General features: G+C 61.0%; 13 protein-coding genes. 2 read left to right on the plus strand and 11 right to left on the minus strand.

Annotated elements, in window-relative coordinates; all coding sequences use genetic code 11:
- Positions 1–12: 12 nt before the first annotated feature.
- From KY494_RS01730 to KY494_RS01755, 6 genes are all read right to left on the minus strand, one after another.
- On the minus strand, positions 13–789 hold the full coding sequence (locus tag KY494_RS01730) for a peptidyl-prolyl cis-trans isomerase (RefSeq protein ID WP_219889640.1): 777 nt from the start codon (positions 787–789) through the stop codon (positions 13–15).
- 117 nt (positions 790–906) lie between these two features.
- A complete protein-coding gene (locus tag KY494_RS01735; protein WP_219889641.1) occupies positions 907–1,686 on the minus strand; it encodes a peptidyl-prolyl cis-trans isomerase in 780 nt (259 codons plus the stop codon).
- Between the two features lie 83 nt (positions 1,687–1,769).
- Positions 1,770–2,057, minus strand: coding sequence for a BolA family transcriptional regulator (locus KY494_RS01740; RefSeq protein ID WP_099763678.1), 288 nt, complete (start codon positions 2,055–2,057; stop codon positions 1,770–1,772).
- Entirely contained in the window at positions 2,054–2,683 is a 630-nt protein-coding gene (locus tag KY494_RS01745; RefSeq protein WP_046682773.1) for a septation protein A, read from the minus strand. Before KY494_RS01745 ends, KY494_RS01740 begins: the two co-directional genes overlap by 4 nt.
- Positions 2,684–2,767: 84 nt before the next feature.
- Positions 2,768–3,169: a peptide-methionine (R)-S-oxide reductase MsrB gene (gene msrB, locus KY494_RS01750; protein WP_096235562.1), complete on the minus strand. Its 402-nt coding sequence runs from the start codon at positions 3,167–3,169 to the stop codon at positions 2,768–2,770.
- Between the two features lie 9 nt (positions 3,170–3,178).
- Positions 3,179–4,573 (minus strand): YdiU family protein, encoded by a 1,395-nt coding sequence (locus KY494_RS01755; RefSeq protein WP_258194997.1) that lies wholly within the window; start codon positions 4,571–4,573, stop codon positions 3,179–3,181.
- 297 nt (positions 4,574–4,870) lie between these two features.
- Here KY494_RS01755 and KY494_RS01760 point away from each other — a divergent pair, with 297 nt between their 5' ends.
- Complete coding sequence (locus KY494_RS01760) at positions 4,871–6,523, plus strand: 3-(methylthio)propionyl-CoA ligase (RefSeq protein ID WP_308836409.1); 1,653 nt, start codon at positions 4,871–4,873, stop codon at positions 6,521–6,523.
- 6 nt (positions 6,524–6,529) lie between these two features.
- Here the strand turns inward: KY494_RS01760 and KY494_RS01765 are convergent, their stop codons facing one another.
- Genes KY494_RS01765 through KY494_RS01780 form a run of 4 tightly spaced genes read right to left on the minus strand, consistent with a single transcriptional unit; the run spans position 6,530 to position 11,023 of the window.
- Positions 6,530–8,047: a chemotaxis protein CheW gene (locus KY494_RS01765; protein WP_258194594.1), complete on the minus strand. Its 1,518-nt coding sequence runs from the start codon at positions 8,045–8,047 to the stop codon at positions 6,530–6,532.
- Entirely contained in the window at positions 8,034–8,564 is a 531-nt protein-coding gene (locus KY494_RS01770; protein ID WP_219889642.1) for a chemotaxis protein CheD, read from the minus strand. The genes KY494_RS01765 and KY494_RS01770 overlap by 14 nt, the downstream gene beginning before the upstream one ends.
- A complete protein-coding gene (locus KY494_RS01775; protein WP_219889643.1) occupies positions 8,561–9,385 on the minus strand; it encodes a protein-glutamate O-methyltransferase CheR in 825 nt (274 codons plus the stop codon). The genes KY494_RS01770 and KY494_RS01775 overlap by 4 nt, the downstream gene beginning before the upstream one ends.
- Positions 9,386–9,388: 3 nt before the next feature.
- Positions 9,389–11,023 (minus strand): PAS domain-containing methyl-accepting chemotaxis protein, encoded by a 1,635-nt coding sequence (locus KY494_RS01780; RefSeq protein WP_258194595.1) that lies wholly within the window; start codon positions 11,021–11,023, stop codon positions 9,389–9,391.
- 631 nt (positions 11,024–11,654) lie between these two features.
- Here KY494_RS01780 and KY494_RS01785 point away from each other — a divergent pair.
- Positions 11,655–13,742, plus strand: coding sequence for a 3-hydroxyacyl-CoA dehydrogenase NAD-binding domain-containing protein (locus tag KY494_RS01785; RefSeq protein ID WP_219889644.1), 2,088 nt, complete (start codon positions 11,655–11,657; stop codon positions 13,740–13,742).
- Between the two features lie 98 nt (positions 13,743–13,840).
- Here KY494_RS01785 and KY494_RS01790 read toward each other — a convergent pair whose 3' ends face one another.
- Entirely contained in the window at positions 13,841–14,689 is an 849-nt protein-coding gene (locus KY494_RS01790) for an alpha/beta fold hydrolase (protein WP_219889645.1), read from the minus strand.
- Between the last annotated feature and the right edge of the window lie 81 nt (positions 14,690–14,770).

Genomic DNA, 14,770 nt, shown 5'->3' on the forward strand with positions numbered 1-14,770 from the left:
GCCGATCCAATATTATTGAATCTTGGCCTTCTTCATCAACTCATCGCGGTAGGCGGCGAGTTTCTTCTGTTGCAGCGACTCGGCCACCTGGCCCTTGACTTCTTCCAGTGATGGCAGCTTCGTCGGACGGGTTTCTTCCAGCTTGATCACGTGGAAGCCGAATTGCGATTGCACGGGCGTTTGCGTGATCTGGCCTGGTTTCAGGGCGACCATGGCGTCGGAGAATGGCTTCACGTACGAAGCCGGGCTAGCCCAGTCCAGGTCGCCGCCATTGGCTGCGGAACCGTCTTTCGATACTTTCGCCAGTTCTTCGAACTTGGCGCCGCCTTTCAGCTTGGCGATGATGTCTTTCGCTTCCGCTTCGGTGGCCACCAGGATGTGGCGTGCATGGTATTCCTTGTCGCCCGCTTGTGCCTTGAACTTGTCGTATTCGGCCTTGATTTCAGCGTCCTTGACAGGGTTCTTCTTGACGTAGTCGGCCAGCAGGGCGTTGATGATGATGCTTTGACGGGCATTGTCGATCTGCGACTTGACTTCAGGACGCGTGCCGTAGCCTTGCTTGTCGGCTTCCTGGATCAGCACTTCACGGCCGATCAGGTCTTTCTTGATGGCTTCGCGCAATTGCGGCGAATCGGCTTGCTTGCCTTGGGCGACGACTTGCTTGACGACCTGGTCGACGCGCGACGATGGAATGGCCTTGCCATTCACGGTGGCGACGTTTTGCGCGAACGCAGGGATCGCGACGACGGCGACCAGGGCTAAGATCAGGCGGGCTGGCTTCAAAATCATGTTCATTCCTAATAAGTATACAAAAAACCGGTACAAAAGATCGCGACTGCCGTGCAGTGCGCATTCAGGCGCAGAATACACGACCGGCGCCGAAAAGGGCGCCGGGGAGGTCAGTTCTTACTGAACTTTCGCTTTTTTGATCATTTCTTCCTGATACGCTTGCAGTTTCTTTTGCTGCAGCGCTTCGGCGATCTGTGGCTTGACTTCTTCCAGGGTCGGCAGCTTGGCCGCGCGGGTGTCGTCCAGCTTGATCACGTGGAAACCGTTAGGCGTTTGCACCGGGGTGTCGGTGACTTGCCCTTTTTGCAGCTTCACGAAGGCGTCGGAGAACACTTTCGGGAAGGACGAAGGGGCTGCCCAGTCCAGGTCGCCGCCATTGTCGGCCGAACCGGCATCTTTCGATTGCTTGGCCAGGTCTTCGAACTTGGCGCCGCCTTTCAGCTTGGCGATGATGTCTTTCGCTTCGGCTTCGGTGGCTACCAGGATGTGGCGTACATGGTATTCCTTGTCGCCCGTCTGCGCCACGAAGCGGTCGTACTCGGCCTTGATTTCAGCGTCGTTGACGGGGTTCTTTTTCAGGTAGTCGCCGACCAGGGCGTTGATGACGATGGCCTGACGTGCGTTCTCGATTTGCTGCTTGACGGCTGCATCTTTACCGAAACCTTTGTTTTCCGCTTCTTGCATCAGCACTTCACGGCCGATCAAGTCCTTCTTGATCATTTCGCGCAATTGCGGCGAATCCGGTTGCTGACCTTGGGCGACGACTTGCTTGACGACTGCATCAACGCGCGACGATGGAATAGGCTTGCCATTAACAACGGCAATATTTTGCGCAAAAACAGGTACCGCGACAACGGCGAGTAGTGCGATCAGCAAGCGGGCTGGCTTAAAAGTCATTATTAAATCCTGTTAGGGAAAGTTTCGTAAAAAACGCATGGAAGAAATCCATGACATGGCTCGGGTACGCCAAAACGCCATCCTTACACTACTTCGGACGGCGCCAGGGCCACAATCGCCAATGCATGTATCTCATTATGCATCATATCGTGCACGGAATCATACACCAGTCGATGGCGCATGACGAGTCTGAGCCCCTCAAATTGACTAGAAATAATGCGTAGATTGTAATGACCTCCGCCCGAGGCGGCGCCCGCATGGCCCCGGTGGCGCGCCGAGTCGTCTTCCAGCACGCATTCCAGAGGGGAAAGTGCCGTTTCCAGGCGGGTACGAATGCGCTGCATGCGCGTTGTCGTGTCGTTCGTCATCATGCGTCTTCCTTGATATGTTTGGCGAGGAACAGGGTTTGCGCCACGATGAAGGCAAAGAAGATGCCCGTCGCGCCAAACGCTTTAAAACTGACCCAAGCGGCCATGTCGCCCTTGTACAGCACGAAGGCGACGAACAGGTTCAGCGCGCCGATGGCGCCAAAGAAAATGATCCATGCCGCCAGCAACTGGTTCCAGACGGCATCAGGCAATTGCACTTGCGCTTCCATGGTCTTGCGGATCAGGTTTTTCTTGAAACCCACGTGAGCGATCAGCAGGGCCAGGCCGGACAGCCAGTAGATCAGGGTCGGCTTCCATTTCAGGAAGAAATCGTCATGCAGGTAGATGCTGGCGCCGCCGAACACGACAAAGATGAACAGCGACAGCCACAGCATGCCGTCGACCTTGCGGCCGCGCAGCAGCAGATAGCTGACCTGGCAGGCGGTGGCGACGATGCCGACGAGGGTGGCGAGTATCCACGGCGCCTGGTCAGCCTTGATCAGGCCGCCGGACACGAAGCCGGATAAATATTGCTGCACGAAATCGTGCGTGGCCGCTTCATACATGCCGCCCAGTTTAAACGCGGCGAAGAAGGCGATCAGGGGGAATAGGTCGAATAGAAATTTCATGGCGAGACTTTACACTGGTCTTATTAAAATCATCTTAGGAATGGCTTAGGAGCAACCGTGGCGCTCCCAGGCTATACCGGTGTCTCAAGGCTGTGGATCGAAGCGCAGCGAGGCCGAATTGATGCAATAGCGCAAGCCGGTCGGCGGCGGGCCGTCCGGGAAGACGTGCCCCAGGTGGGCGTCGCAGACGGCGCAGACGATTTCCGTGCGCAGCATGCCGTGGGTACGGTCGACGATTTCCGTCACGTTGGCCGGGTCCAGCGCCTGGAAATAGCTGGGCCAGCCGCAGCCGGAATCGAATTTCGTGTCCGACGCAAACAAGGGCGTGTTGCAGCAGACGCAGGTGTAGATGCCGTGTGCATGGTGGTCCCAGAACTTGCCCGTGAAGGCCCGTTCCGTGGCCGCGTGGCGCGTGACTTCGTATTGCATCGAGTCGAGCATGGCGCGCCATTCGGCGTCGGTTTTTTTGACTTTATTCGTGGTCATGGTAGTACCTCAGGATGAGCAACTGACTTCAAGGTGGCTGGCCCAGTCGGGCGGCAGGGCCGCATAGTGCTGGTGTTCGGGCTGTTCGTCAAATGGCTTTTGCAATATTTCCAGCAATTTCGCCACTTCCGTGTAGTCCTGCTGCTGCGCTTTCTCGATGGCCACCTGCGCCAGGTAGTTGCGCAGCACGTATTTCGGGTTGACGCCGTTCATGGCGGCTTGCCGTTCGGCATCGACGCTATGCTCCTGCAACAGGCGTGCGCGGTACTGAGTCGCCCAGGCGTCGAAGGCGGGGCGGTCGATGAACAGGTCGCGCAGCGCCGTGTCGTGTTCGGGCGCGGCCACTCGCAGTGTAGACAAGGCGCGGAAGAAATTCGTGAAATCCACATGATTGGCTTGGATCAGCGCAAACATGCTGTCGAACAGCGCCGTATCGTCGTCCTGGCTCGTCTGCAAGCCCAGCTTGGCGCGCAGCAAGCCATTCATCTTCTCCGCAAAGGCGCTCTGGTAGCTGTCCAGCGCCGCCTGCGCCAGTTCCACTTCGCCGATCAGCGGCAGCAGGGCCTGGCCCAGCGCATAGCAGTTCCAGTGGCCCACCTGCGGCTGGTTGGCGTAGGAATAGCGACCTTGCTGGTCCGTATGGTTGCAGATGTGTTCCGCGTCAAACGCTTCCATGAAGCCGAACGGGCCGTAATCGAGGGTCAGGCCCAGGATCGACATATTGTCCGTATTCATCACGCCATGCATGAAGCCCACGGCTTGCCATTGCGCGATCATGTGCGCTGTGCGCACGCAGACCTCGGCCAGCAAGGCTTGATACGGATTTGATGCGGCGCGCAAATGGGGATAGAAGCCGTCGATGACGTAATCGGCGAGGATTTTCAGCTCATCCGGCTTCTTGCGGTAAAACCAGTGCTCGAACGAGCCAAAGCGCACGAAACTGGGCGCCATGCGCGTGACGACGGCCGCCGTTTCCACCGTTTCGCGCAGGATGCCTTGCTGCGAACCCATGATGGACAGCGCGCGCGAGGTGGGAATGCCCAGCGCCGCCATGGCTTCCGAGCACAGGAATTCGCGGATGGACGAGCGCAGCACGGCGCGGCCGTCGCCCATGCGCGAATACGGCGTGGCGCCGGCGCCTTTCAGCTGCAGCTCCATCGGACCGCTTGCTGTGGCGATATCGCCCAGCAAGATGGCGCGGCCATCGCCCAGCTGGCCGGCCCAGACGCCGAACTGGTGGCCCGAATACACGGCCGACAGGGGCAGCGAGCGCTCGGCCACGGTATTGCCGATCAGCAGTTCCACAAAGCCGGGTTCGGCCAGGCGCGCGGCATCGAGGCCGATCAGGCTGGCCGCCGGCGCGCTGGCGGCGACAAAGTAGGGCGCGGGCAGGGGCGTGGGCATCAGCCGCGTATAGAACGCGGGTGGCAAGGCCGCAAAGGCATTGTCCAGTGGTAAGGTATGAGCGGTGATGGCGATTCCATTCAAGTAGATGCGCCGGCAAGGTGCGCCAGGCTGGAACCCGATTTTACCGCACGGCGCGCAGGTCCGTACGGGACGCCGGCACCGCAAAAAACGGAATCAAAAATTCCATGCTGCATTGCAATATCGAAATGCGTTGACGATTTCCGCACGACCGTACGAAACTAGGGAAAATCTTTAAATTCCTACAATAACCGAGTAGCCACCCCAGGAGACACGATGTCGGCATTTCCCTTGAGTCCAGTGATGGGCCAGATGATGAATCAGCCCCTGCTGATTTCCAGCATTATCGAGTTTGCAGCGCGTCATTATGCAGGCAGCGAAATCATTTCGCGGCGGGTGGAGGGCGATATGCACCGCTACACCTACCGCGATTGCCACCAGCGCGCGCGCCGCCTGGCCAACGCCCTGCATGGCCTCGGCGTCGGCATGGGCGACCGGGTTGCCACCCTGGCCTGGAATGGCTACCGCCACCTGGAAGCCTACTATGCCGTGTCCGGCTCGGGTGCCGTGCTGCACACCATCAATCCGCGCCTGTTTCCCGACCAGATCGCCTATATCTCGAATCACGCGGAGGACCAGGTCCTGCTGTTCGACCTGACCTTTTTGCCCGTGGTGGAAAAGATCGCCGCCGACTGCACCTTCGTGCGCCATTTCGTCCTGATGTGCGACCGCGACCGGATGCCCGCCAGCAGCACCATTCCCGACCTGCTGTGCTATGAAGATCTCATCGCCACGCATTCCGACGAGTACACGTGGCCCCTGTTCGACGAGAATGCGGCCGCCACCCTGTGCTACACGTCCGGCACGACGGGCAATCCCAAGGGCGCCCTGTATTCGCACCGTTCGACCGTGCTGCACGCGTATGCCTCGGCCATGCCCAGCGGCCTGAACGTGCGCGCTTCCGATACCGTGCTGCCCGTCGTGCCCATGTTCCACGTGAATGCCTGGGGCTTGCCGTATTCCGTGCCCCTGTCCGGCGCGCGCATGGTCTTTCCCGGCGCGGCGCTCGATGGCAAGTCGCTGTATGAATTGTTCGAGGCGGAAAAAGTGACGTTCTCGGCCGGCGTGCCCACCGTCTGGCTGGGCTTGCTGAACCATGCGCTGCAGAATGACTTGAAATTTTCCAGCTTCCGCCGCACGGTGATCGGCGGCGCCGCTTGCCCGCCGGCCATGATGGACACCCTGATCGACAAGTTCGACATCGAAGTCATCCACGCCTGGGGCATGACGGAAATGTCGCCGCTGGGCACGGCGGGCGGCTTGCAGACCAAGCACCTGGACTTGCCGAAGGACGAACAGCGCAAGATCCTGCAAAAGCAGGGCCATGCGATCTACGGCGTGGACATGAAGATCGTCGACGACGACGGCAAGGAATTGCCGTGGGATGGCATCAGTTACGGCCATTTGCTGGTGAAAGGGCCGTGGATCATCTCGTCGTATTACAAGAACGAGGGCGGCGACGTGTTGCAGGATGGCTGGTTCCCCACGGGCGACGTGGCCACCATCGACGCGGATGGCTACATGCAGATCACGGACCGCAGCAAGGACGTGATCAAGTCCGGCGGCGAGTGGATCGGCACCATCGACCTGGAAAACCTGGCCATGGCGCACCCGGCCGTGCTGCAGGCGGCCTGCATCGGCGTATTCCACCCGAAATGGGATGAGCGCCCCGTGCTCGTCGTGGTGTTGCGCCCCGGCATGACGGTCACGCGCGAGGTTTTGTTGCAGTTCTTCGAGGGCAAGATCGCCAAGTGGTGGACGCCGGACGACGTGCTGTTCATCGACGCCTTGCCCATGGGCGCGACGGGCAAGATCCAGAAGAACAAGCTGCGCGAGCAGTTCAAGGGGCACCAGTTGCCGGGGATGTAAACCAGCCTAGGCCGCCTGCGGCAGCGCCGCCCCCAGCTTTTCCAGCAAATGATCGCACTGGAACACGGACAGGGTCTGGCGCTGCGCCTCCGTGCCGATATCGATCATTTCATCCATTTCGCTGCGCAAGTCGTCATGTTCTCCCGTGCGGATGATTTGCGGCGCCGCAAAGCGCTGGCTGTCGGAAATGGTCATGATGTTGTCGACATGGTCGACAAGGAAGCCGTAGCGCTCGCTACCCCGTTCCACGATGAGGATCTTGCCGGCGCCCGCGTCAGGCAGGGCCGGCATGGCGTACAACTGGCGCAGGTCGATGATGCTGATCATTTGCTGGCGCAAGTTCAGCATGCCGCGCATGCAGGCCGGCATGCCCGGCGGCGTGGTGATGGCGCCGCTGAAGTCGATGATTTCGCGCACCTGCCCGATTTCCACGGCGAAGCGGGTTTCCACGGTAAACGTGATGTAGACGCGGCGCTGCGCCTTGCGCGTGGCGGCCGTGGCCGTTTCCGCGTCGTTTGGATACAGGCGCTTGTGGCCGTCGCGCATCTCGACGATCTCCGCCTGCGACAGGATGCCCTTGTGGTCGAGGAAAATGATGTCGCCCAGGCCCTCTTTCGTGATGCAGCCGGCGAACATGGCCGCGCGGGCCTTGCTCAGCAGGGGAATCGGCAGCACTTCATCGCCAAAGAAATGCACGATGCTGTCGACGGAGTCGACGAGAAATCCCACGGTCGTGTCATCGAGGCGCACGACGATGATGCGTTGGTCACTGGTCGCCGCCTTGGCTCCGTTGCCGGACCCGGCCGCTTGCAGCAGGGTGCCGAAATCGATGACGGCCACCTGGCTGCCGCGAAAATGCATGCGGCCAAGGCACAGCTCACTATTCAGCAGGGAGCCGTGCAGTTCGGGCACCCGGATGATTTCCTGGATGGCCAGCATTTCGAAGGCGAACGCGGCGCCGGCCGCGTGAAAGCTGACGCACTGCCGGCGTTCGCTTTGCGCGTGGTAACGGGCCGTGCTCAGCTTGGCGCCCGTCGCTTGCAGGGCCAGCACATGGGGCACGTTTTCGATGCGCAGCAAGGCGTGCGGGTCGAGGATTTGCAGCAGGCGCGCGCCGCCATCGAGCAAGATCGTGCCGGCGATGACGGCGTGGCTGTCGCCGGCCGCATACTGCAGGGCGCAGCGCGCGCTGGCGGGCACGCGCAGGATGTCGCCCGTATTCTGGAAGACGATGCCGATCAGCACCTGCTGGAAATCGAGGATGGCGATCTTGTCCGTGGCCACGGCGCGTGGCGCATCGGCGCGGAACAGCCGTCCCAGGTTGACCACCGGAATGACGCTGCCGCGCAAGGTGAACATGCCTTCCAGATAAGCGGGCGACAGGGGCAGCGCGGTGACTTTGGCGGGATAGTTGACGACCTCGCGGATGCAACTGGCGGGCAGGGCGAATTCATCGTCGCCCAGGTGGAAGGAGCCGAACAGTTCGGTGGCCGTGTCGCTGGCGCCCTCTTCATGCATATCCATATGCGCCTTCCTTGCGAGGAATCAATTCGGGTGGCGCCACCACATCGGTGACGACATAGCTGTGCTTGGCGCAATCGATCAGCAACTGGCGCCCGTGGCGGCCGCCCAGCGCGCAAAAGCTCACGTGCAAGCCGCACTGGTCCAGGTATTTTTGCGCCGCTTGCGCGTTTTGCCGGCCCACCTGCAGGCGCCCATGGCCATTCGCGGGGCCAAACATGCTGGCGCCGCCCGCCAGCACCACGTCGATGTCGGCGTAATCGGCTTGGCGCACGCCCATCAGGCGCAGCAGCGAAGGCACGGCCTGACTCACATAGCGAGCACCAAGGGCGCTGTCGGCCCTGGGCGCTTCCGGCAGCAGACAATGGGCCAGCCCGCAGCAGGGGCCGTTCTTCCAGATGAAACCGATGCCGATGCAGGAGCCCAGCAGCGCCTGCAGCTGCTCGCCATGCGTGCCCACGCTAAGTTGCCCCATGCCAACATGGTGCAGCGGCAGGCCATGCTCGATGATGATGCTCATGCGCTACCCGCCTTGTAAATCATGGGAAATTCGAATTGATAGCCGGTGCCGAGGCGGGCGATAGTTTCCGACTCGCCCAGGATCAGCCGCCCCTCGTCCTTCAGGCTCAGGCGCGCCTGGCGCAGCACAGTTTCCTGGTGCCCGGCGTCGAAATAAATGAGCACATTGCGCAGGAACACCAGGTCGAACTGCCGCGCCGGGCGCAATGCCTCCAGCAAATTATGCTGCGCAAAGCTGACGTGCTGCCGCAGCTCGTCATTGACCTTGACGCCATGCGGCGAGGGCGTGAAGTATCTGCGCAGTAAGTCCGGGTGCGACAGGCGGATGCGCTCGACGGAACGGCCGCTGTACTGGCCGGCCCGCGCCGCGCCCAGGATCTGTTGCGAAATGTCGCTGGCCAGGATCTGGTAGCGGAAGGCGGGCGCTTGCAGCCTGAATTGCTCGCACAGCATGGCGATCGAATACAGCTCTTCGCCGCTGGCGGCCGCCGCCGACCAGATGGCCAGACTGCCATCGGGATGGGCGTGCGCCCAGGCGGGCAGGTAGCGGTCGCGGAAGTAATCCCAGATCGATGGCGTGCGGAAAAACAGGGTGTCGTTGGTGGTCACCAGGTCGATGAAATGGGCCACCTCGTCGCGGTCGCTGGTCACGCGCTCCAGGTAAGCCTGGTAGCTGTGCAGGGACAGCGCCTGCAGCCGTGGCTGCAAGCGCCGTTCCAGCAACACGCTCTTGCGCGCGGTCATGGCGATGCCCGTATGCTGGCGCACCAGCGCGATCAGGCTCGTCAGCACCTCGGGCGTCAAGGTGGCCGCGTGGCTCATGGCCTACACCACGAAGCCGGAGACAGTCTGGTTCAGGCTGCCCGCGCGCTCGTTCAGCCCATCCGTCGAGCGGGCGATGCTGTCGCAATTGGCAGCCGACTTTTCCGTTTCCTCGGCGATGTACTGGATCGCCGTCGACACTTCGCGCGCCGTCAGCAGCTGCTCGTTGGCCGCCTTCGAGATATCCGAGATGGCCAGCGTGGTCTTCGCCACGCCCGAGACGATCTTGTCGAAGGCATCGCTGGCCTGGCGCGAAATCTCGCTGCCCGTCGAGACGCGCTTGACGGATTCGTTGATCAGCTTGGAAATCTCTTTTGTTGCCTGTGAGGAACGCTCGGCCAGCTTGCGCACTTCGTCGGCGACGACGGAAAAGCCCAGGCCGTGCTCGCCCGCGCGCGCCGCCTCGATGGCCGCATTGAAGGCCAGCATGTTGGTCTGGTTGGCGATCTCGCTGATGACCTTGACGATTTCGCCGATGTCTTCCGACGAGCGGTTGATCAGGTCCATCGCCTTGATCGACTTGGCGACGGCGCGCGCGCCCGCTTCCGCTTCCTGCTGCGTGGCTTTCGCCAGGAAATCGGCATTCGAGGTGTTTTCCGCGATGGAGTTGATGGAAAACGTCAGGCCATCGATGGAGGCGTTCATTTCTTCCACCGTGGCGCCCAGCGCCTGCGTGCCCACGGCCACGCCCGTGGCCCGCTCGGCGATGGCATGCGAGGCATCGGCAAAGCCGTTGGCCGCCGAGACCACGGTGCCGATCACACCGCGCAAGTCGATGATCATCTTGCTGATGCCGCCGGCCAGGAGGTCGATCGGCTCGTCGCCTTCGGGCACGATATTGCAGGTCAGGTCGCCTTGCGCCGCGCGCGCCACCGAGTCGAGCAGGGCATAGACCTTGCGGCTGTCGTTGGCGGCCTTGGCCTGGATGCTGTTTTCCAGGTTCACCTGGTCCGTGATGTCGATGGCGAACTTGACCACTTTATACGGCTTGCCGTTCAGGTCCAGGATGGGATTGTAGGTAGCCTGTATCCACACCACCTTGCCATGGTTGCCCAGGCGCTTGTAGCGGCCCGCGTCGAATTCGCCGCGGTTGAGCTTTTGCCAGAATTTCTTGTACTCGGCACTGCCGGCATACTCGGGCTCGCAGAACATGCGGTGGTGCTCGCCCTGGATATCGCTCAAGTCATAGCCCATGACGGCAAGGAAATTGTCGTTCGCGTCCAGTACATTGCCCTGCATGTCGAATTCGATCACGGCCTGCGCCTTGCCGATGGCGCTGACCTTGCCTTCGTATTCGGCATTGCGCTTTTTCAGGGCCGTGACGTCGGTGGCGAACTTGATGACTTTATACGGCTTGCCGTCCGCGTCGAGGATGGGGTTGTACGACGCGTTGATCCACACTTCGCGCCCGTCCCTGGCGCGGCGCTTGTATTCGCCCTGGTCGAATTCGCCCCGCCCCAGCTTGGCCCAGAAGTTGCTGTATTCGTCCGTTTTTACATACTCGGGGTCGCAGAGGATGGCATGGTGCTTGCCTTGTACTTCGGCCAGTGTATAGCCGAGCACGCGCAGGAAATTGTCATTCGCATGCAGGATGGTGCCGTCGAGTTCGAATTCGATCACGGCCTGGACACGGTTCAATGCAGTATTTATCGCTTGTAAGTCCAGATCCTGGGAGTGGCTGACATGGCTGGCTGCGTCCATCATATTTCCTTCGGTGTGAGAAGAGGAAGGGGAGCGATAAGGCTGCTGTTATTATTTTTTCTGCTATCCAGATAAGACAGGGAATAAGGCAACGATGTTATTGCAGTGGGCAACATCTGGTGATAATCGGTGAGAATGTGCGCGATGAACGGCCGTCAGTGCTTGTCCTGCGGTTTGCCTTAACATAAATAAATTGTAGAGTATTGATTTGAATCAATAATTTTATTATTCCCCAGCGTCTGGCGAAAAACAAGGGGCGGGAATAAATAATGTCAAAATTGTCGCAATTGGCCCCGGCCGGCATATAAGAAAAACATTTTTTCGCATTATAAAACACCGTTATTATTGTTAATATTTTCTTATATAAATGAATATGCAAGTGATAGCTTCTACTGGGGCTTGCCGCTTGCAGCAGAATCTTTCCGCAAACCTTGAGGTACCATGGCGTACCATGCTGGCGCCCGGGCGCATGCGACAAAAATAATACGAGCGTTCTTTTATGCGGTATAGTAAAGCTTCATCCCTTGCAACCACCTCATACGTTGAGCAAAACCAATAAGGAAGAGACATGAGTGCTGAATATCAAGTGAACGGCGCCGTTGCCGTCATTACCCTCGCCAATCCGCCCGTCAATGGGCTGGGCCTGGCGACGCGCACGGCCGCTGTTGCGGGCATCCGCCAGGCGCTGGCGGACGAGGCCGTCAAAGCCATCGTCATCACGGGCGCCGGCAAGGCCTTTTCGGGCGGCGCCGATATCAAGGAATTCAATTCGCCCAAGGCGCTCACGGAACCGACCCTGCACACCCTGATCAACGTCGTCGAGCAATCCACGAAGCCCGTCGTGGCGGCCATCCACAGCGTGTGCATGGGCGGCGGCCTGGAGCTGGCGCTCGGTTGCAACTACCGCGTGGCCGCGCCTGGCGCGCAGATGGCCTTGCCGGAAGTCAAACTCGGCATCTTGCCGGGCGCGGGCGGCACGCAGCGCCTGCCGCGCGTGCTGGGCCTGGAAATGGCCCTCAACATGATCGTCTCGGGCACGCCCGTGGCATCCGAGAAACTGGCCGGCACGGCCCTGTTCGATGAAGTCATCGCCCCCGGTGCCGACTTGTTGCAAGCCGCCGTGGCCTTCGCCACCAAGGTGGCCGACGTGCGCCCGCTGCCGAAAGTGCGCGAGCGCAAGGTCGATTACCCTAACCACGAAGCGTTCCTGCAGTTTTCGCGCAATACCGTCAAAGCCATGTCCGGTCCGTTCCCCGCGCCGCTCAAATGCGTCGATGCCGTGGCGGCCGCCGTGACGATGAAGTTCGACGATGGCTTGAAGTACGAGCGCGAACTGTTCATGCAACTGGTGCAGTCGCCCGAATCGAAAGCCCTGCGCCACGCCTTCTTTGCCGAGCGGATCGCCAGCAAGGTGCCCGACGTGCCGTCCGACACGCCCGTGCGCACGATCGCCAGCGCCGCCATCGTGGGCGCCGGCACCATGGGCGGCGGCATCGCCATGAATTTCGCCAACGCGGGCATCCCCGTGATGCTGCTGGAAACAAAACAGGAAGCGCTGGACAAGGGCCTGGCCACCATCCGCAAGAATTACGAGAACACGGTGAAAAAGGGCAAGCTCACGCAAGAGAAGGCCGAGCAGCGCATCGCTCTGGTCAGCGGCACGTTAGCCTATGCCGATATCGCGCAAGCCGATATCGTCATCGAAGCCGTCTTTGAAGAGCTGGGCGTGAAGGAAGCCGTGTTCAAACAGCTCGACGCCGTCATGAAGCCGGGCGCCATCCTCGCCTCGAACACGTCCACCCTGGACCTGGACAAGATCGCCGCGTTCACCCAGCGCCCGCAAGACGTGATCGGCACGCATTTCTTCAGCCCGGCGAACGTCATGAAGCTGCTGGAAATCGTCCGTGGCAAGGAAACGGGCAAGGACGTGCTGGCCACGGCGCTGGCGCTGTCGAAAAAGCTGAAAAAGACGGGCGTCGTCTCGGGCGTATGCGACGGTTTCATCGGCAACCGCATGATCGAGCAATACAGCCGGCAAGCCGGTTTCCTGCTGGAAGAAGGCTGTCTGCCGGAACAGGTCGACAAGGCGGTCGAGAAATTCGGCTTCGCCATGGGCCCGTTCCGCATGGGCGACCTGGCCGGCAACGACATCGGCTGGGCCATCCGCAAGCGCCGCTACGTGGAAAAACCGGACGTCACGTATTCGAAGACGGCCGACCTGCTGTGTGAACTGGGCCGCTATGGCCAGAAGACGGGCGCCGGCTGGTATGACTACAAGGCGGGCGACCGCAAGGCGTATGCCTCGGAACAGGTCAATGCCATGATAGTCCAGCATTCCGCCGATATCGGCGTGGCGCGGCGCAAGATCAGCGACCAGGAAATCGTCGAACGGCTCGTGTATGCGCTCGTCAACGAAGGCGCGCGCATCCTGGAAGAGGGCATCGCCCTGCGCGCCTCGGATATCGACATGGTGTACCTGACGGGCTACGGCTTCCCCCTGTTCCGCGGCGGCCCGATGTTCTATGCGGATACGGTCGGCTTGCCGAACGTGCTCGATACCATCAATGGCTACGCGAAAGGCCGCCATGGCGAAGCGTGGACGCCAGCGCCGCTGCTGGTGAAACTGGCGGGCGAGGGCAAGGGTTTCAATAGCTAAGCCGACGCCAACAATATTGTCGGATTACGCGCGGCTTTGCCGCGCTAATCCGACCTACCCGGCTGCTGGGGTCAGACCCGACGGGTCTGACCCCCGAATTACTTCTTCTTCGCCACCATCTTGACCGCCTCGTTGACGATGACGGGGTTGTCTTTCTGGATGTAGTAGCCGGCGCCCGTGATGCGCTCGATGGCTGGCGCGCCGGACAGGCGCTGCCAATCCTTTTCCTGCGCCCGCACCACGTTTTCAAACGAACCCATTTCCTCGATGCCGAACTTGTCGCGCACCAGCAGCATGGCGGGCACGCGCAGGGGGCTGCTCATGTCGACATGCTGCAGGCACTGCGTCTGGGCATCGAATTCGGCCGATTCCGTACTGTTGAACATGAGTTTGCGCCGCGTTTTCACGAGCATGGCGTAGGTGGACGCATCCGTCTGCATCCGGCTCCATTGCTGCGGGTGCGTGGGGTCGAGCAAGACCAGGCCGGCCACATCCTGCGGGTACAGCCTCGCATACACATACTGGTACAGCCCGCCCAAGCCATGGCCGACCAGCACATATGGCGGTTTCAGGCCCGCTTGCGCCAGCAGGGCGCGCTGCTGGGCGGCGATGGTGCACGGGTCGCGCGGCGTGGTGGTCTTTTTGCTGTCGCCGTAGCCGGGGCGGTCGTACACGAGCACGCGATGCTGTCTGGCCACTTCGGGCACCACCTTGGCCCACACATCCTTGCCATCGCCCATGGCTGACTGGAACACCACGGGCAAGCCGCCCTGGCCGCTCAAGGCATAGGCGATGCTGGCGTCGGGCAGGGCGGCCGTGGCGGGCACGCCTGGCGCGGCCGGCGACGACGGCAGCAGGGAGCAGCCGGAAAAACAGCCTGCCAGCAGCAAGCCGGCGCTGGAGAGGAGCAGGGTGCGCGCGGGGCGGCCGACGAATAGATGATGCATGAATTTCCTTCTTGGGGCAGAGACCGGGGACCGGTATGGCGTGCCAGCCATTATAGGCAAAACGTATCGAAGTGGAAACGC

Source organism: Janthinobacterium sp. PAMC25594, assembly GCF_019443505.1.
In the GTDB taxonomy this organism is placed as follows: Bacteria; Pseudomonadota; Gammaproteobacteria; order Burkholderiales; family Burkholderiaceae_D; genus Janthinobacterium.

Bases quoted from the DNA above. Each gene is read 5' to 3' on its own strand.
- KY494_RS01730 (WP_219889640.1), bottom strand. From the start codon at position 789: ATGATTTTGAAGCCAGCCCGCCTGATCTTAGCCCTGGTCGCCGTCGTC.
- KY494_RS01735 (WP_219889641.1), bottom strand. From the start codon at position 1,686: ATGACTTTTAAGCCAGCCCGCTTGCTGATCGCACTACTCGCCGTTGTC.
- KY494_RS01740 (WP_099763678.1), bottom strand. From the start codon at position 2,057: ATGATGACGAACGACACGACAACGCGCATGCAGCGCATTCGTACCCGC.
- KY494_RS01745 (WP_046682773.1), bottom strand. From the start codon at position 2,683: ATGAAATTTCTATTCGACCTATTCCCCCTGATCGCCTTCTTCGCCGCG.
- msrB (WP_096235562.1), bottom strand. From the start codon at position 3,169: ATGACCACGAATAAAGTCAAAAAAACCGACGCCGAATGGCGCGCCATG.
- KY494_RS01755 (WP_258194997.1), bottom strand. From the start codon at position 4,573: ATGCCCACGCCCCTGCCCGCGCCCTACTTTGTCGCCGCCAGCGCGCCG.
- KY494_RS01760 (WP_308836409.1), top strand. From the start codon at position 4,871: ATGTCGGCATTTCCCTTGAGTCCAGTGATGGGCCAGATGATGAATCAG.
- KY494_RS01765 (WP_258194594.1), bottom strand. From the start codon at position 8,047: ATGGATATGCATGAAGAGGGCGCCAGCGACACGGCCACCGAACTGTTC.
- KY494_RS01770 (WP_219889642.1), bottom strand. From the start codon at position 8,564: ATGAGCATCATCATCGAGCATGGCCTGCCGCTGCACCATGTTGGCATG.
- KY494_RS01775 (WP_219889643.1), bottom strand. From the start codon at position 9,385: ATGAGCCACGCGGCCACCTTGACGCCCGAGGTGCTGACGAGCCTGATC.
- KY494_RS01785 (WP_219889644.1), top strand. From the start codon at position 11,655: ATGAGTGCTGAATATCAAGTGAACGGCGCCGTTGCCGTCATTACCCTC.
- KY494_RS01790 (WP_219889645.1), bottom strand. From the start codon at position 14,689: ATGCATCATCTATTCGTCGGCCGCCCCGCGCGCACCCTGCTCCTCTCC.